Raw genomic sequence first — 18351 nt, 5'->3', positions numbered from 1 at the left:
TTAAGGGAGAAGTCGGATTTTCTTGGCTCTGTTCAATATAACAGAATGTAACAATACTATCTTTGGCAACTTGGTATTATAGCAGTTCTCAAACCTTATGAGGTAAGAACCTCAACCCCCTCACCGCGTAAGCGGTAAAGGGGCTATGATCTACCTTATGTGAAAAACGCTATATGAGGCTATCAACGACAACATTGATTTGGTTGATAAATATTTCTACCTCAGAACCTCTGCTAGGGTGCTAATCAAGTAGAAGTAGTTGACAAAACGCATAGTTTTTGAAGAGGCTATGCCAGCACCTACGCTTGCCCCTAAATTGGGGGTTTTCCTTAGCTATAATTTGGCATACTTCACCAGTTTGGTAAAGATATTTGATACTTTCGTTCGCTCCATTATTTACTGCACTACATCTTTGACGATTCTAGCAGTCAACAAATGCTGTGATGAAGTTACAGAGGTGTCCCAGAAGGCTGTTGCACTATATTGTTAACAGTTTTTGGTTCTACAAAAGCTTCTCGACCTGTAATCAATCTAGAGCGACGATTACGAGTGATATAATTCCACGCCCACTGAAATACTACTAGTAATTTAGTGTCAAACTCGATTAAGAAGTAGATGTGAACTAATAGCCAAAATGCCCAAGCAATGAAACCTGTGAGTTTGATTAAGCTTAAATCTACAACAGCTAAATTTTGCCCAATCATCGCCAAACTACCCACATCGTTGTAATGAAATTGTGGCAAAGTCTTACCTTGAAGCCGTCGTCGAATTAGTTTACCTACATACTCTCCTTGTTGTTTAGCTACGGGTGCAACACCAGGTAAAGGTTTAGCATCTTGATGGGAGAAGTTGGCTAAATCTCCAATTACGAAAATGTTGTCATAACCCTCAATAGACAAGTCAGGTTCTACAATTACACGCCCAGAGTAATCGCGCTCTACACCTGTAGTTTCTGCTAAGACTTTCCCCATTGGGGAACCTTGAACACCTGCTGCCCACAAGATAGTTTTTGAGGCAATTTCTGTAAATTCATTGTCTTGCTTGAAAGTAACAATATCACCTTCAATATTTGTCACCCTGGTGTGAGTGTGGAGTTCTACACCCAACTTTTGCAAAGATACTGCTGCTGATGCCGATAACTCTGGCACCATGTGTGGGAGGATGCGAGGGCCCCCTTGTAATAATAAAATTTTCGTTTCTGAAGTGTCGATGCTGCGGAAATCTTCTTTGAGAGTTTTGTATGCCAATTCTGCGATCGCACCTGCTAACTCTACACCAGTTGGGCCACCCCCCACAATCACAAAACTCAACCAAGCACGACGTTTTTCGGGATCAGTTTCTTTTTCTGCGGCTTCAAATGCGCCAAATATCCGGCGACGCATTTCTATCGCATCTTCCACAGTTTTCAAGCCAGGAGCAACTTCTTCCCAATGATCCTTACCAAAATAGGAATGGTTAGCACCTGTGGCGATAATTAATGTGTCATAAGGTACTACTTCATCACCCAAAAAAACTTGTTGCGCTTTTGGATCAATATCATTTACTTCTCCCAACAACACCTTTGTATTCTTGCTTTTGCTGAATACAGATCGCAATGGTGCGGAAATATCAGAAGGTGATAGCGTACCTGTGGCAACTTGATATAAAAGCGGCTGAAATAGGTGAAAGTTTCGTTTATCAATGAGAGTAACATTTACATTCGCTGCATTCAGACCCTTTGCTGCATACAGTCCACCAAAGCCACCACCAACAATGACAACCCGATGTGGTGCATTCTTTTCAAGTGAGACTTCCATACGAGATATTTCCTTGTGTTAAGAACTTGTAACTATTCTTAACAAAGATGTAACAGCATTATGATAGTGGTTGCTGTTTATTTAGAACAATTGAAAAAATACTAAAAGTATCCAAAGTTAGTATTCACTACTTTTATTGGATTGCCTCTCTAGATATTCCTCTTGTGTCACTTTTCCAGATAAAAAGATGAAGTTCTTGCTACACAAGAGTTTCATGATTAAGCGACGATGATATTTATCATACTAGAAAATAAAGCCACAAACCCAACCCTAGTCTAAGGTTTAAACATTGTTTTTGATTCTTGTGTTCAGAGAGTGACCGAAGAGGTTGGGGGGAAGGGGAGCAGGGAGCAGGGAGCAGGGAACAGGGAGCAGGGAGCAGGGAACAGGGAGCAGGGGGGCAGAGGAGCAGAGAGCAGGGGACAAGGGGACAAAGGGACAAAGGGACAAAGGGACAAGAGGTGAGAACTTGAAACAAGTCTTTCCCCTTGTCCCCTTGTCCTCTTCCCAATTCCCAATTCCCAATCCCCAATCAATATCCGGCTTTCTTATCTACGACATTCCGCAAGGGTTGACCAGTTTGATAGCGTTTAAGATTGTCGATAAACAGTTGTGCTATGCGCTCTCTCAGTCGTGGTGACAGGGCTGAACAATGGGGGGTGATAAAGGCGTTCGGCAACGACCACAAAGGACTTTCCGGTGGCAGAGGTTCTGTAGCCACTGTATCTAATCCAGCGCCTGCAATCCATCCCTCACTTAGTGCGGTGAATAATGCTGTTTCATCAACGATCGCACCACGAGCAATATTAATTAAGTAAGCAGACTGACGCATAGAGCGCAAGGCGGCTTCATCGATCAAGCCTTTCGTTTCTGGCGTTAGTGGCGTGGCAATTACTACATAGTCGGCTGCGGGTAGGAGCGATCGCCATTCATCAGTACCAACAATCTTGTCAAAATTCGGTAGAGGTTCGGGATGGCGGCGGCTCCCCCAAACTTTAACACCAAAGGCTTTAGCACGAGATGCGATCGCTTGACCTATATTCCCAGTGCCGAGAATTAATAAAGTCGCGTCTGCTAACTCTTCGAGAAACACTCCTCTTACCCAGGTGTGTTCATCTTGCAAAGTTTGCAATTTTCGCAGATTCTTGGCGTGATAAAGCATGAATGCCAGTACAAATTCCGAAATTGGAATTGGGTGAACCCCTGCCCCATTAGTCAGGATAATATCCTTTTGCAAAAAATTTGGCGTAAGGATGTGATTTACGCCAGCACTCGGTGACTGTTGCCAACGCAGCTTGGGCGCTGCTGTCAGCACTTTGTCAAGAGTAGAACTTTTCAGGTAAAATCCGTTCACATAAACTTCTGCATCACTGGCATCACCATCAAGATTACCTTCACTATCCACCTCCACAACATCTATATCAGATGGTAGGTGTGGCTCAATATCAGCAATGAGATGATCGGGTAAAATCAGTTTCACCATTTGCTACTCTCCAATTTGATTTGAAATTTTCAAAAGGACTGGATATTAGGGCACAGAGGCAGAAGACTAACAATTAATATAGGACTAGTATTTGATTTTTGAAAAGATACGTAGGGTGTGTTAGCGACAGCATAACGCACAATCATCAAGGGTTTGGTGCGTTACGAACTGCGTTCTAACACACCCTACAATACCTAATTTTGTTCAAAAATCAAATATAATTTCTATAGTATTGATGCACAATTAATTATTTTTTAGGATTTACGTAAAACTAAACGCTGTAGGGGCAATTCATTAATTTCCCCTACAGCGTTTAGTTTTTAAAATCATTCATATTTAGTCTTTTCTATCAATGTGTAAGCTTTAATATTATTATATTTAATAACCTCTTTAAACACTAGACTATACTCAGCTATAGCAATTCTAAATAGCCCCAAAAAATCCCTCTTTATTTTCTCTGTGTTCTCTGCGTCTCTGCGGTTCGTTAAAAAATTCTTTTTCACAACCCCGATAAAATTGCTATATTAATAATCTTGATTCTCGAAGTAGCCTATTTTTACCACAGCTACCTCAAGCATTACATTAATCAACTAACGAAAGCTAAATCTCAACTACTTAACTGCAATAATTGGTTATTTGACTTAGTACTTTCATTGCTCATTACTCGCTGGAGAACTGCTTCTCTAATATTGATAAACACTTCGCTACTTCTATCTCGTGGGCGTGAAAGTTTTACAGGTAGATCGAGAGAAATACGTCCTTCATCAATTACTATCACTCGGTCTGCCAACGCCACTGCTTCTTCTACATCGTGAGTCACCAAAAATGCAGTAAATCTCCGCTCTTGCCATAAGTTCTCAATCAAACCCTGCATCTCTTGACGGGTTAGAGCATCCAATGCTCCTAAGGGTTCATCTAACAATAACAAACGCGGCTGGCTAACTAATGCCCTTGCCAATGACACCCGTTGCCGTTGTCCACCAGATAAGACATAAGGCCACTCATCAGCCCGATCTTTGAGTCCGACTTTATCGAGTACCCACAAAGCTTTTTCACGCCAATTACCTTCCAAGCCTAACCCCACATTCTGAACAACGCGCTTCCAAGGAAGTAAACGGGGGTCTTGAAACATCACTGTTACAGAGCGGCTGAGTCTACGCAGTGGTTCTCCATCCAGTAGTATTCCGCCTGAAGTTGCTTTATCTAATCCTGAGACCAGACGCAATAAGGTACTTTTACCACAACCACTACGTCCAACGATAGCGACAAATTCACCTGCTTCAACTTCTAAATTTAGCGAGTTTAAAACAGTTTTCTGACCGAAAGCTTTCGTCAAATCCAAAATACTTAGTTGCGTACCTTGTACATTAGAACTCACTTGCAAAACCTCATTTTTTCAGAATAATTGAAATTGAATTGTTGGCTGAGATATTGAATTTGAAAATTACACTCAAAATCAAGGACTTTTAAGCTTTGATATTGGTAAGTCTGCCATTTATGACCTTTGATAGTTAGGATTCCAAGCCAAGAATTTGGTTTCTAATCCTCTGGCAACAGCATCTGCTAATTTACCCAGCAGTGCATAGATAACAATACTCAAAACCACAACATCAGTTTGCATAAATTCACGGGCATTCATTGCCATATAACCAAGTCCAGAATCTGCTGCGATCGTTTCTGCCACAATTAATGTCAGCCACATAATCCCCAAAGAAAAACGAACACCGACGAGAATTGAAGATAAGGCTCCTGGAAAAATAATTTGCCACAGAAGTTGTGGTGTTTTTAATCCATAAACTTTTCCCATTTCAATCAATCCAGGATCTACGCTACGGATACCATGAAATGTATTAAGATATAACGGGAAAAATACCCCCATAGATACTAAAAACAATCTAGCTTGATCGCCGATACCAAACCAGAGAATTACCAGGGGAATTAATGCCAAATTAGGGATAGTACGGAGCATTTGCAAAGAACTATCCAATAACTTTTCTGCTATACGGGAAAAGCCATTGAGCAATCCCAAAGCGAACCCAATACTACCACCAACTATAAAACCAGATATTGCTCGTCCAGCGCTTATTCCTATATGCTGAAAAAGCTCTCCGGTGGAGGCTAGTCTAATGGCTGTAGCGATTACGCCGCTAGGGGCAGGTAAAATTCTGGTTGAAAGTAAACCAGTTCTAGAAGCAAATTCCCAAAGTACTAGGACTAGAACGGGTACAATCCAGGGAACTATTTTATCGATTTGCGGGTTTTCTAACACCTCGCTTAGGGATATATTATTGTTTCTTTTGGTGTGTTTAAGGGTAATAGTCATGGGATTTTAGATTTTAGATTTCCGCAAAGATGAATCTAGAAGCATCGTCAACATAATTTGTAATTTGCTCTTTAATTACGAATTATTCATGAAGCACTCGTTAGTTGTTTAGCAAATTTTTCACTGCTAACTATTTCGCTAACAGTACTCAAGACTGGTGGCGTTAGCGGTGCAGTTTCTTTCTGCAAAGGTAAACGTGGAAATAATAATTCAGCTGTACGATATGCCTCTTCTAAATGTGGATATCCAGAGAACACAAAGGTTTCTATGCCCAAATCTTGATATTCCAGCATCCTAGCCGCCACAGTATCGGGATCTCCAACTAGGGCTGTACCAGCACCACCCCGCACTAATCCAATTCCTGTCCACAGGTTGGGGCTAATCTCTAGGGTTTCTCGACTACCACTATGTAGTTGACTCATCCGTCGCTGTCCTTCAGAATCAGAACTAGCTAGGTGTTGTTGAGCTTTTGCGATCGCATCCTCATCAACATACTTAATTAGCTCATTGGCAGCATCCCAAGCCGCAGACTCGGTTTCTCGCACAATTACATGCAAGCGAATCCCAAAACTGACTGTTCTACCTTGTTCAGCCGCCAGTCGTTTAACATCAGCAATCTTTTGAGCAACTTGCTGTGGAGGTTCGCCCCAAGTTAGATAAACATCTATATGTTTAGCAGCAACGCGCTTTGCAGCCGCAGATGAGCCACCAAACCACAATGGTGGATAGGGTTTTTGGACTGGTGGGAATAGAAGTTTACCACCTTTGATATCCAGGTAGTTTCCTTTAAAATCGACTGTTTCCCCACTGACAATACCCCGCCAAACGGTAAGAAATTCATCGGTTAAATCATAGCGATCGTCATGACTAAGATGCAAGCCATCCCCAGCGAGTTGCACCGGATCTCCACCTGTCACCACATTAATTAACAATCTTCCTTTAGAAATCCGATCAAATGTTGCTGCCATTCGTGCAGCAGCACCTGGAGAAGTGATTCCTGGACGAATTGCCACGAGAAATTTCATCTGCTTGGTGACAGATATAAAAGCGGCGGCAGTTATCCAAGCATCTTCACAAGAACTCCCAGTAGGTAACAATGCACCCGTGTAGCCTAAATTATCCACAGCTTGAGCAATTTGCTGCAAATAATCAGGTGTGGCAACACGAGAGCCAATATCTGTACCTAAATAGCGTCCGTCATGAGATCCAGTAGGAATAAACCAGAGAATTTGCATGTTTGTCAGAGTAGAAGGGCAACTTATACGGCAGATCGATCGAATTACCGTAGTTTATAGTCAGCATTTTACAGGAAATTATTTAAAAAGCCAGTATAGATTAACGATTTATAAAAAATAATTGCCCACAAAATTTGCTCTTTCGTGGATAATCTTGATAATCATGACACTTTTGTTGCAACGATGGCTGTCGTCGAGAATACAAGTTTTATCTAGAAGCTTGATATTTATTGTAGAACGACCTTCATTCTCAAAGTCTTCTCCACAATGTTACCGGGAAGTTTGTGACCTAGCAGTAGAGCCTAAATACACAGATCATATCCAAACGCGAATGTTTAAGGGAAAAATCTGGCATCAATATCATGTATTAATAGATACAAGTGCAAAAAGTCATCAGCTTAAAAATAGGTGTTTTAGTTTATCGAAAACAATCAAACATTTGATTAGGGACTTCCAGTTAAAAAAAGATTCCATCCCTGCGAGACGCTTACGCGAACGCGGAGCATCCCGCAAGGTACGTAGGGGCGCAAGGACTTGCGCCCCTAAAAATCTAGAAATAATTTGGAGCTCATTGAGATTAGAATTGAATAGATTAATTTTATTGGATGTACTAATTATTGTTGCTTTTGCTTTGTGTTTAATGTTCAGGCTCGATGCAATACTAATGTTTCCTTTGATTCCTGCCTGTCTTCTTTTAGAAAATTATGCTTTTAAAAAGACTGTTTCTTCTTCAATGTTATATAGCTTTTTTACAATAATTATTTTTAAAGCGATGCAATCTCAACTTCCAAAAATTCCTGGTATCGAAAGTGATGGAATAATTGCTCAACTTTTATTATGGAATAATCCTGCTAGATACGTTGATAAATTTCTTTATGGGAACCTAATTTTTATTTTCGGTTTGAATCCTTTACTCTGTTTGATATACAAAATTAAGAGATTCTTAGGAGAATCAGACGAATATAATCAAGTTTATATTGTCTTAAATATAATAGATAGATATACTAATAAGATTGATGTGGAAGCATCTCCCTTGTGTAATAAGTTTGAGGTTTTAAAACTGTAATTAATTTACTCTGCTTTCCAAAAACAGAATTTTTAAAACTAATGAAAAATGAAAGGACAAATGGAGAAAATTGAGGTTAAAAATAATAGGAGCTAAGTTATAGTGTGGAACTTGAAAACTGGTATTTTGCTACTCACACTGAGTTGCATAATTGCAACTGGTATAGGAGTATATCTGATTGGCGGTATAGAACCAGCACAAATTCGGGCTTTGCTGAAATCTTCTGGTGTCTGGGCACCTATTATTTATATTACTTTGTATGTTGTGGCAACTATGTTAGTTCTGCCCTCAACAGTGTTGAATTTGACTGGAGGTGCAATTTTTGGTCCTTGGCTGGGTACTTTCTGGACTAGTATTGGAGCAATAATTGCGGCAATAATTGCTTTCGTTTTTACTAGAACCATTGGACGGCAAACAGTTGCAAAACGACTAGCAGGACGCTGGCAAGCTATGGATGCGGAGGTACGGCGTGGAGGGCTTTTTTATATGTTTGCCATCCGACTAGTACCAATCATGCCTTATGGTCTAGTAAACTTTGTTGCTGGACTGACTTCGATCAGCTTTAAAGATTATGTTATAGGCACAACACTTGGTACTGTTCCTAGTGTTTTACCCTTTGTATTACTAGGTAGTTCTGGCTTGAAAGCAGTCAAAACAGGTGATTTTTTGCCGCTAGTACTCGCTTTAGGCTTAACTGGAATGCTGGTAGCAGGGTCTACTTGGTATCGCCATCGCCGGAGTTTTCCCAAAAAAGCTGTAGAAAGTCTTAAAGAATCAAATTCTTCAAATGATACTAACCCGGAGAATAAATAAACTCTAACAATCTGACTTGAGTATTGCTAAGTATACTGAGGATAAAATCTTGATGATTACAAGCAATCTTTCAGCTTGGCTGTGTAAAAATTAAACAATATTTTTAGATGCTACCAAAATATTCATTTATTGTTCCAATTTATAACGAAGAAGAAATTATTCCTGAACTTTACCGCAGACTAAGTGCAGTAATGAATCGGATGGATGGTCTTGTCGAATTAATTTTAATCAATGATGGCAGCCGCGATCGCTCCTTACAATTAATACGAGAACTCCATCAAAAAGACCCGCGCATTTGTTATCTCAGCTTTGCTCGTAACTTTGGTCATCAAATTGCTGTTACTGCCGGTCTTAATTTTGTTCGCGGTCAAGTTATTATCATCCTTGATGCTGACTTACAAGATCCGCCAGAACTAATCCCCGACATGGTTGAAAAATGGCGACAGGGCTATCAAGTCGTTTACGCTCAACGCACTCAACGCCTCAAGGAAGGATGGTTTAAGCGTTTTACTGCCTACTCCTTTTATCGCATCCTCAAGAAGCTTGCAGATGTAGATATTCCTACTGATACTGGTGATTTTTGTTTAATGGATCGGCAAATCGTAGATATTCTCAATTCTATGCCAGAACGTAACCGCTACATTCGTGGTTTGCGTTCTTGGGTTGGCTTTCAGCAAACAGCAATTCGGTTCGAGCGCGATCCCCGCTTTGCTGGGGAAGTTAAATACACTTTCAGCAAATCTTTGGCCCTTGCTATTAATGGTTTAGTATCCTTTTCAATAGTGCCACTGCGGTTATCAACCTACTTAGGCTTATTAGCGGCGGCGGCGGCCATCTTCATGGCTTTCTTAATCTTGTATTGGCGGCTTTTTCTTCCCCATTCGCCTTTAACTGGGTTCACGATTATTTTGATGGCAATTTTCTTTCTCGGATCTGTGCAGTTAGTTAGTGTTGGCATTTTAGGCGAATATATAGGGCGCATCTATGAAGAAGTTAAAGCTAGACCCCTCTACACTTTGGCAGAGGTAGCTGGTTTTCATCACAAGTCATCCAACTCAACAAGCAATTCTGACAAACTAGATAATTTAGAAGATCCTACTATTCAAAATCTAGATAGGTAGTCAATACTTCTCGGTTCAGGGAAAAACGAGAAGGGAAAGAAAAAACCTTTAACCTTTACCCTTTATCCCAAACCCGATTGCGAGTTAAAAATGCTCAACCGAGAAGTATTGGATAGGTAGCCATAATTCGCCTGTGTAGCCCAAATTATCTACAGCTTGGGCAATTTGCTGTTTTTATTCGTTTTTACCGACTGACTATTTGCCGCGATGAGGCGATCGCAGTTGCTAGGGTTGACTTAGCCAAGAATTTTGACATATTTTCGCCTCTTGTAAATTTACTAGGTCTTGCATTGTACCAAGGTCTATGCAAAGATAATTCTACAAAAGTACGGTAAGTCGATAGAACTATCGTATTTGAATAACAATTGATGCTGTCAAAATATAACTGATTACAAATTAGTGTTTTCAATTAATGTTACTTGGCAAATAATCACTTGCATCCAAATCAAGTTTTCGTCAATGCCAGTAGCCATTGAAGAATTTTATACAGCACAACCTCAGAAAAAGGCTTTAGGATGTCTCAGAAGTATCAGTTCATATAGTGTGTGGTTGAGTTTCCTTTAAAAAGAGAGAAGTTTTTGCTAAGACAGCTATTGTCTGATCCAAGGCGTTTTTATAATTCTTTAAAACGTCAAAATTACTAGTTTAGTGCAAATCTTGAATGATACATCCAACTGTTTAGTAGTGATTTCGATATTTGTCAGAGATTTGTACTTTTTTTTCTAGTAAAATCTTTACCTCATCAATGTTTCAACCATCTTCTACAAACATTAGAGTAAAGATTTATCTTGGCTTATCTGTCTAATCGAGAGCTAGTTTATTCATCTTTAAGGTTGAGGAGTTAGGGATTCATGTCAAATTTTCGCTGGAATTTTAGATCCATAGTATTCCTGCTTTTGTTGCTAGATATTCTAGCTATCCTGGTTTTTTATCCAGCCAAAAGCCAGGCTGAACTACCGAAATCTGATGTATCTACTACTGAAGTAGAAGAGAGCAAAGTTCCAGAAGCAGTTATCAATCAAACAGTAGACACTTCAATTCCACCGCTAACTAGTAAAAAGGCTACCAGCCCAGAACGAGTCACACCTGTCTCGCAATTGTTGGAAGTTGCACCACCGACTAATAAAAAAGCTCCAAATAATGCAGCAGGACAAGTAACATCCGTCTCGCAGTTGTCAGATGTTTTGCCGACAGATTGGGCATTTCAAGCATTACAGTCTTTGGTAGAGCGCTACGGTGTAATTGCTGGATATACAGATGACACATTTAAAGGAAATCGTGCCCTAACACGGTATGAATTTGCTGCTGGGTTGAATGCTGCTTTAGAGCGCCTCAATGAATTAATAGCGACTTCAACGGCAGATTTGGTCAAACGAGAAGACTTGGATGCCATCAAAAAACTACAAGAACAATTTTCTCCAGAACTTGCTCAATTTCGGGGACGCTTAGATAATTTGGAAACGCGGACTGCGAAGTTAGAGGCAAATCAGTTTACAACCACAACTAAACTTATAGGTCGAGCGCAGATTGTTCTTGGCTCGGTTCTGGCTGGCAATAATGTTGTTACCAAAAGACCCGCACCTCGCAATGTCACACTTCAAGGTTCAACGAGTTTACGGTTAAACACCAGTTTTAACGGTAGAGATTCACTAAGCTTATCGCTCTCAGGTGGAAATATTGAATCATTAGGACAAACAAGAGCCGGATTATTAGGAACTTTTGAGGGAAGAACTGCTGATAACTCCAGTATTACCTTTGCACGTAATCAGATTCTCCTCGGTGGTGTGCGTTATCGGTTTCTACCTAATCCAGATACCCAAGTTAACATTTATGCACTATCTGATGGAGCTAGTGAGATAGGTCTTTCTGGCCCTATCAATCCATATTTTGAATCGTCTTCTGCAACCGGCGCTAATGGAATTTCACGATTTTCACGACGGTCTTTAGTCTATAACTATGGAGATAGCGGGCCTGGAATTGCCATACTCCAAAAATTAGGCAAACAGGTTCAAGTGGGGATAGCGTACAGCGCACCAAACGGCGGTAATCCCACAGCTAATAATGGCTTATTTACAGGCAGGTATTTAGCTCTGGCACAGATAATCTACTACTCCTCTAATCGGAATTTTCGGGTGGCGGCAACTTACGTCAATACTTATAGTCCAGCAAATACCCAAGGTCTAAGCGGAACAAACTTCGGCCCAGCAGTTGGTAGTAACCTGGTAAATAGCACCGTATCTGGAGCGGGAACTGTAGCCAATCTTTATGGACTACAGGCGTTCTATCAAGTTAATTCCAAGTTGGCAATTAATGGGTGGATAAGTTATGGAGCGCACCGCTATTTGGGGCGCGGTGATGGTAGTGCAATGGATTGGGCCGTAGGACTAGCATTCCCGGATCTTTTTAGTGAGGGTGCTTTAGGGGGGATTTTAGTTGGTATGGAGCCGAAACTTACTAGGCTCAGTCAGAGTGTAAATTTGGGAGCAGGTGCTGGACAAGCAGACAAAGATACCTCCCTACACGTTGAGGCATTTTACCAATATAAAATCGGAGATAATATTGAGGTGACACCGGGTTTGATCTGGATTACTGCACCGGATTCTGATGCCAGCAATCCTGATAGTTTATTTGCTTGGATTCGTACTGTCTTTAGGTTTTAATCGGGAAAACTAAAGATATAGGTTTTCTTGTAATGTAGAAATTTGACCGAAGAGGTTGGGGGCAGAGAGCAGGGGGTAGGGAGAGCAACGCGAAAAAGTGAGATCATCGTGAAGTGAGCAGGGGAAGTAAAGAGAACTTTTTAGTACTTTTACTACCGCAATACCTCCGAATACACTTGTTTCTTTGTCTCCCCCTGCCTCCCCTGCCTCCCTTGCCCATTTTCTTTCTCGGATCTGTGCAGTTAGTTAGTGTTGGCATTTTAGCCTTGATTTCTCACTTGTGAGAAATCAAGGAGTGTGGGAGGTTGGAGAAGAAATCTGACCCCGCACACTCCCCACACTCCTCTGCCTACAGTATGGTGAGAAATCCGGGTTAGGCAAATATATAGGGCGCATCTATGAAGAAGTTAAAGCTAGACCCCTTTATACTTTGGCAGAGGTAGGTGGCTTCTATTCCAAATCTCCCAATTCAACACATAATGCTGACAAACTAGTTGAGCCTCCCCACCTTAAAAGAGATGAGGATTCTTAAGACATTTCTATCGCTTGCGGCCTTGCTATCCTCCGTTGTACAGAATTCATTATTAATTCTGTTAGCGGATAGCTAGGGTTTAGTCCGTCCTGACACCTAAATTCTGTTTTGATAAATTTACATTTGAATTTGTTAAAATGCTTGCTTTTTATCTCAAACTGTGAAAAGCTTTGTTGTATAAATAAACTACGGTTCACCGATCGATTTAAAGGATTTTTTAATAGCCTGGCTGAATGAGCCATAAATAGAGGCTAATGAGAAGTCCTCAAGTAAATGGGCAAACAGATTTCTGAATATGCAGCATCTATGGGGTGAAGACTTGATGCTTAAGACTTTATCGATGGAGGGAAATGCTAGATGCTGAAGACGTTAACAACCGATTTTGAACTCGACTTAGAAGCAGATGTGCTTGTGATTGGAGGTGGCCCGGCTGGAACTTGGGCGGCTTGGAGTGCAGCATCAAGTGGAGCTAGAGTTGTCCTGGTAGACAAAGGATATTGTGGTACGACTGGATGCGCTGCTGCGTCTGGAAATGGTGTGTGGTATGTGCCGCCTGACCCAGAAGCACGAGAAACTGCAAAGACGAGTCGAGAATCGTTGGGTGGGTTTTTGTCCGATCGCAACTGGATGGATCGGGTACTGAATCAGACATATCTAAACGTCAATCAGTTAGCAGAGTGGGGTTATCCCTTCCCTACCGACGATGAAGGCAAACCCTATCGGCGATCGCTGCAAGGGCCGGAGTATATGCGGCTGATGCGGCGGCAAATTCAACGGGCAGGAGTCAAGATTTTAGACAACAGTCCCGCCTTAGAACTACTGGTAGATGACGATGGTGCTGTTGCTGGTGCAACAGGTGTGAACCGTCAAACAGGTGAGAAATGGCTAGTGCGATCGCAGTCCACAATTATCGCAACTGGTGGCTGTGCGTTTCTCAGTAAAGCGTTAGGATGCAACGTCCTGACGGGGGATGGTTATTTAATGGCTGCTGAAGCAGGTGCTGAGATGTCGGGTATGGAATTTTCCAATGCCTATGGCATCTCCCCCGCTTTTTCTTCAGTTACCAAAACCCTGTTCTATAATTGGGCAACTTTCACCTACGAAGACGGGACTGTGATTCCGGGGGCAAGTTCTCATAGACGTTCAATAATTGCCCAGACATTGCTACAACAGCCAGTTTACGCCATCATAGACAAAGCGGCTGAATCGATGCGGGCATCTATGCGTTTAGCACAGCCTAACTTCTTTTTACCCTTTGACCGTGCAGGTATTGATCCATTTACTCAACGTTTTCCTGTGACTCTGCGCCTAGAGGGAACAGTGCGCGGTACGGGAGGAATTCGGATTGTCGATGAGAGTTGTAGCAGTTCTGTACGGGGACTCTATGCGGCTGGGGATGCGGCTACACGGGAACTGATTTGTGGCGGATTTACTGGCGGTGGTAGCCACAATGCTGCTTGGGCAATATCTTCTGGCTATTGGTCGGGGAAATCGGCTGCTGAATATAGCCGTAGTTTGGGAGAATACAAAACTCAACGCCAAGTTAAGGGTGTTGGAGAGGTAGGATTACAGATTGGAAGCGATCGCTCTCAAACCTTAGCAACTGATGAAGTTATTCAAGCAGTCCAAGCTGAAGTATTCCCTTACGAAAAGAACTATTTCCGTACAGAACAAGGCTTAACCGAGTCTTTGGGTAAGCTAAATCATCTTTGGCAAGAACTCCGCAGTAGTCAGGTAACATCAGATAAAGAGCTAATCCGGGCGCGAGAAGCTACGGCAATGGTAGCCACAGCACGATGGATGTACAGCAGTGCCATTGAACGTAAAGAAACTCGTGGTATGCACAAACATCAAGACTATCCAGAGCAAGATGCTAACCAACAACATCACCTAATTAGTGGCGGATTAGATCAAGTCTGGGTGAAGAGTCAGCCTTTACATAGTACAGAAAAACCTTCATCTAAAATAGGAGCCTTAGTGTGATTGAGTTGGTCAGCGAATCGCGGTGCATAAAATGTAATATCTGCGTGAACATTTGTCCAACTAACGTGTTTGACCGTGTACCTGATGCGCCGCCAACTATTGCTCGACAGAGTGACTGCCAAACCTGTTATATGTGCGAATTGTATTGTCCAGTTGATGCTCTTTATGTAGCACCAGAAAGCGATGTGACGACTTCAGTCAATGAGGCAGAATTGGCAGAAGTTGGGCTACTGGGTAGTTACCGGGAAAACATTGGTTGGGGACATAAACGCACTTCAACAGCAAAAGCCGATCAAACATTCCAAATTCTGAAGCAGATGAAATAGTACGGCGGAGAAAAGAGTCATGCTGGTATTAAAGAAGGCAGGAGGCAAGAAGCAGGAAGCAGAACGTAGTCCTAGAAAAGTTAGGAATTTTGAGTCTTGTGACTGTTTTCAAACTCGAAGATCCCCCATAACCCCCCTTAAAAAGGGGGGAAAAGAAATTCTTAAAGCCCCCCTTTTTAAGGGGGGTTGGGGGGATCTTCAAAGACTAGGTTGCTTAATGAGAGGTTTGAAAACACGCCCTAGATACCTTATGTCTAGTACGAGATTATCAACTTCAATAGCTTGTGTCCTACTGCTACTAACTACAGCATGTAGCCAAGGTGAAACTAAATCTGCTCAATCCATTGAGGCTGTTAATGTTAATAACGCTGTTGCTTCATCTAACAACATTTCTACCCTACGAATAGGTTATGTAGGTAGTTCAGAACCTACAGGATCGCTTGGTTGGGCAAAGAAAAAGGGAATATTAGAGCGTGAGCTACAAAAAGCGGGATTTAAAAACATTACTTTTGCGCGATTTCCTAACGGGCCGGATCTAAATGAGGCGCTTGTTGCCGGACAATTAGATGTTGGTTCTTTAGGGGATACACCAGCCATAGTTTTGAGAGCAAGAGGTCAGGAAACGCGACTGTTGCGGATCAGCCAATTTAATACAACCGCCTGGTTAGTAGCAAAAAAGAATGGGCCGCGATCGCTTGCTGAATTTAAGGGTGAAAAAATAGCTACCCAAAAAGGCTCTTATATGCATCGATACCTGCTGGGTCTGTTAGCTGAAGCTAAAATTGCCAAGGATGTAAAAGTTATTCACTTGATGACTACTGAGGCAAAAGCGGCTTTAGAACGTGGTGATGTAGCAGCTTATGCAACTTCAAGTGATTTGGGGCCTTTTTTGAAATCACAAGGGTTTCCAGTGATTGATTCTTCTGCTAATCATAAAGGTCTTTCAGGGACATCATTAGTTATAGCAACTGAAAGTTTTCTGGCAAAAAAGCCTGATTTTCCACAGAAATTGAATGCAATTCTCACAGAAGCAGCCAAGGATTTAAAAGCTAATTCTGAAGAATATTATCAGTATCATGCTCAAACTACTAAATATCCCATCGATATTATAAAAGTATCTTTCCCACTCAAACAGGTTTCAGAAGAACCATTACCAGCCGAGGGTGTGAAACTTTTAGAGGGGACGAAGAAATTTTTAGTCTCGCAGGGTTTAGCAAAGTCGGACTTTAAATTAACTGATTGGGTTGTTAATGAACAGCCGCGTTAATTTTATTTATCTTGTTGATTAAAGTTTTTTTACGAACCACAGAGGCGCAGAGAACGCAGAGAAAATTTATGGAGAAGGAAATTATCAGTGAAGCTGATTTTCGAGATTTTATCTTTATTAATCACGCCACATATAAAGAAAAATCTTAACTTCTTCAAAAGAATTGCTGTTGAGAAGGGAGTAAACAAACTTCTGAATCAGCATTGACTATCTACCCAATCAAATTGAAAAATCAAGGTAGAACCTATGACTATTGCACTAGACCGTCCCAGAAAAACTAAGTCCGCTCAAATTCGGGAAAAACTGGGTTATCCGATCATTGATACTGATGTACATACCCAAGAATTTCCCCCAGCATTCTTGGACTATTTAGAGCAAGTTGCTGGAACTGCGCTCGCAGAGCGTTTCCAAGAACACTTACCCGGTGCATCTCGCTCTAAATGGTTTAAACAATCTTGGGATGAACGCCGCGCTAACCGCACTGCCCGCCCTCCCTTCTGGACTCGTCCCACTAACGACGCTTTAAATTTAGCTACTGTTAGTTTGCCAAAGTTGCTGCACGAACGCTTACAAGAAGCAGGTACAGACTTTGCTGTTGTGTACCCCAACTTGGCAACGATGGCTCCACACATCGGCAATGAGGAGATGCGGCGGGCTGTTTGCCGTGCAACTAACACGTATCATGCTGATATTTTCCGCCCTTATAGCGATCGCTTAACACCCATTGCTGCCATCCCCATGAATACGCCCGAAGAGGCGATTGAAGAGTTGGAATATGCGGTGAAAGTCCTGGGACTCAAAGCAATTCAAATCCCCGGACATATCCGCCGCCCCATTCCCGCCTTTGAGAAATATGGCGAAGAAGTAGCCAACGAAGCCATCTGGATTGATACCTTTGGCTTGGATAGTAAATATGATTACGATCCCTTCTGGGCGAAGTGCGTAGAACTGAAAGTTGTACCCACAACCCACTCTTCCGGTATGGGCTGGATCAATCGGCGTTCCATTAGCAATTACCAATACAACCATATTGGTCACTTTGCATCGGCTGCGGAAGCATTATGTAAATCTTTATTCTTTGGTGGTGTAACTCACCGCTTCCCCACACTCAAGTTTGCCTTTTTAGAAGGAGGTTCAGCTTGGGGTGCTAGTTTGTACACCGATTTGATTTGGCATTGGGATACCCGCAATAAAGATCATTTGGTGGAAAATAACAATCCCGCCAATGTTAATTATGAAGAACTGCGAGAATTCTATACCCGCTATGGTGGTGAACTAGTACATGGCCGTTTGGATCAACTAGGCAGTGGTTTAGGTTTCCACGCTGACTTAATATCTCCCCTAGAACCAGGTGATTTGGATGAATTTGCCTTAGCAGGAGTTACCAAGCCAGAGGATATCCGCGATCGCTTCTTGAATCACTTCTACTTTGGCACAGAATCGGATGATACCCGTGTAGCTCAAGCTTTTAACCGCAAAGCTAACCCTTATGGCGATCGCGTTAAAGCATTTTTGGGTTCCGATTCTGGTCACTGGGATGTACCTGATATTACTGCGATCGCAGCTAATACCTATTCAATGGTAGAACGCAAGATTATCACCGAAGAAGATTTGCAACATTTCCTGTCAATTCATCCCTTGGAGTTATACACCAGCCTCAATCGTGACTTCTTTAAGGGTACGGCTGTGGAGAAAACAGCAGATGAATTTTTGGCTAGCAAGGTTTAAAAATCATTGTTCGTAGTA

13 protein-coding genes are annotated in these 18351 nt (G+C 41.9%); 8 read left to right on the top strand and 5 right to left on the bottom strand.

Translation table 11 applies throughout. The features are described 5' to 3' along the window. Window positions 1–449: 449 nt before the first annotated feature. The 5 genes from GNF10_RS15995 to ssuD all read right to left on the bottom strand — a co-directional run bounded on the left by GNF10_RS15995 (window position 450) and on the right by ssuD (window position 6837). Window positions 450–1796: an NAD(P)/FAD-dependent oxidoreductase gene (locus GNF10_RS15995; protein ID WP_185580530.1), complete on the bottom strand. Its 1347-nt coding sequence runs from the start codon at window positions 1794–1796 to the stop codon at window positions 450–452. Window positions 1797–2328: 532 nt separating this feature from the next. After that, the gene (locus GNF10_RS15990; protein WP_185580529.1) at window positions 2329–3279 is read right to left on the bottom strand and encodes a D-2-hydroxyacid dehydrogenase; all 951 of its coding nucleotides are present in this window, start codon (window positions 3277–3279) and stop codon (window positions 2329–2331) included. 607 nt (window positions 3280–3886) lie between these two features. Further along, the gene (locus tag GNF10_RS15985) at window positions 3887–4657 is read right to left on the bottom strand and encodes an ATP-binding cassette domain-containing protein (protein ID WP_185581578.1); all 771 of its coding nucleotides are present in this window, start codon (window positions 4655–4657) and stop codon (window positions 3887–3889) included. A 117-nt stretch (window positions 4658–4774) separates the two neighbouring features. Continuing rightward, window positions 4775–5602 (bottom strand): aliphatic sulfonate ABC transporter permease SsuC, encoded by an 828-nt coding sequence (gene ssuC / locus GNF10_RS15980; protein WP_185581579.1) that lies wholly within the window; start codon window positions 5600–5602, stop codon window positions 4775–4777. An 86-nt stretch (window positions 5603–5688) separates the two neighbouring features. After that, window positions 5689–6837, bottom strand: a complete 1149-nt coding sequence (gene ssuD / locus GNF10_RS15975; RefSeq protein WP_185581580.1) for an FMNH2-dependent alkanesulfonate monooxygenase — start codon at window positions 6835–6837, stop codon at window positions 5689–5691. A 331-nt stretch (window positions 6838–7168) separates the two neighbouring features. Between ssuD and GNF10_RS15970 the strand changes: the two genes are divergently transcribed. The 8 genes from GNF10_RS15970 to GNF10_RS15935 all read left to right on the top strand — a co-directional run bounded on the left by GNF10_RS15970 (window position 7169) and on the right by GNF10_RS15935 (window position 18333). After that, complete coding sequence (locus GNF10_RS15970; protein ID WP_185591976.1) at window positions 7169–7903, top strand: hypothetical protein; 735 nt, start codon at window positions 7169–7171, stop codon at window positions 7901–7903. A 102-nt stretch (window positions 7904–8005) separates the two neighbouring features. Further along, on the top strand, window positions 8006–8716 hold the full coding sequence (locus GNF10_RS15965) for a TVP38/TMEM64 family protein (RefSeq protein ID WP_185582279.1): 711 nt from the start codon (window positions 8006–8008) through the stop codon (window positions 8714–8716). A 107-nt stretch (window positions 8717–8823) separates the two neighbouring features. After that, on the top strand, window positions 8824–9837 hold the full coding sequence (locus tag GNF10_RS15960) for a glycosyltransferase family 2 protein (RefSeq protein WP_185582280.1): 1014 nt from the start codon (window positions 8824–8826) through the stop codon (window positions 9835–9837). Between the two features lie 851 nt (window positions 9838–10688). Continuing rightward, window positions 10689–12497 carry an iron uptake porin gene (locus GNF10_RS15955; RefSeq protein WP_185582281.1) on the top strand — a complete coding sequence of 603 codons (1809 nt, stop codon included), beginning with the start codon at window positions 10689–10691 and terminating at the stop codon, window positions 12495–12497. Between the two features lie 889 nt (window positions 12498–13386). Beyond that, window positions 13387–15012, top strand: a complete 1626-nt coding sequence (locus GNF10_RS15950; protein ID WP_185582282.1) for an FAD-dependent oxidoreductase — start codon at window positions 13387–13389, stop codon at window positions 15010–15012. Then, window positions 15009–15338 carry a ferredoxin family protein gene (locus GNF10_RS15945; RefSeq protein ID WP_185582283.1) on the top strand — a complete coding sequence of 110 codons (330 nt, stop codon included), beginning with the start codon at window positions 15009–15011 and terminating at the stop codon, window positions 15336–15338. The genes GNF10_RS15950 and GNF10_RS15945 overlap by 4 nt, the downstream gene beginning before the upstream one ends. A gap of 250 nt (window positions 15339–15588) precedes the next feature. Then, complete coding sequence (locus GNF10_RS15940) at window positions 15589–16605, top strand: ABC transporter substrate-binding protein (RefSeq protein ID WP_260445846.1); 1017 nt, start codon at window positions 15589–15591, stop codon at window positions 16603–16605. A 246-nt stretch (window positions 16606–16851) separates the two neighbouring features. Beyond that, entirely contained in the window at window positions 16852–18333 is a 1482-nt protein-coding gene (locus GNF10_RS15935; protein WP_185582285.1) for an amidohydrolase family protein, read from the top strand. Window positions 18334–18351 lie beyond the last annotated feature (18 nt).

It is taken from the genome of Nostoc sp. UCD121 (assembly GCF_014222285.1).
GTDB lineage: Bacteria > Cyanobacteriota > Cyanobacteriia > Cyanobacteriales > Nostocaceae > Nostoc.
This window is presented reverse-complemented; position numbering and strand designations above follow the sequence as displayed.

Bases quoted from the DNA above. Each gene is read 5' to 3' on its own strand.
- GNF10_RS15950 (WP_185582282.1), top strand. From the start codon at position 13,387: ATGCTGAAGACGTTAACAACCGATTTTGAACTCGACTTAGAAGCAGAT.
- GNF10_RS15955 (WP_185582281.1), top strand. From the start codon at position 10,689: ATGTCAAATTTTCGCTGGAATTTTAGATCCATAGTATTCCTGCTTTTG.
- ssuD (WP_185581580.1), bottom strand. From the start codon at position 6,837: ATGCAAATTCTCTGGTTTATTCCTACTGGATCTCATGACGGACGCTAT.
- GNF10_RS15940 (WP_260445846.1), top strand. From the start codon at position 15,589: ATGTCTAGTACGAGATTATCAACTTCAATAGCTTGTGTCCTACTGCTA.
- GNF10_RS15935 (WP_185582285.1), top strand. From the start codon at position 16,852: ATGACTATTGCACTAGACCGTCCCAGAAAAACTAAGTCCGCTCAAATT.
- GNF10_RS15970 (WP_185591976.1), top strand. From the start codon at position 7,169: ATGTTTAAGGGAAAAATCTGGCATCAATATCATGTATTAATAGATACA.
- GNF10_RS15990 (WP_185580529.1), bottom strand. From the start codon at position 3,279: ATGGTGAAACTGATTTTACCCGATCATCTCATTGCTGATATTGAGCCA.
- GNF10_RS15995 (WP_185580530.1), bottom strand. From the start codon at position 1,796: ATGGAAGTCTCACTTGAAAAGAATGCACCACATCGGGTTGTCATTGTT.
- GNF10_RS15960 (WP_185582280.1), top strand. From the start codon at position 8,824: ATGCTACCAAAATATTCATTTATTGTTCCAATTTATAACGAAGAAGAA.
- ssuC (WP_185581579.1), bottom strand. From the start codon at position 5,602: ATGACTATTACCCTTAAACACACCAAAAGAAACAATAATATATCCCTA.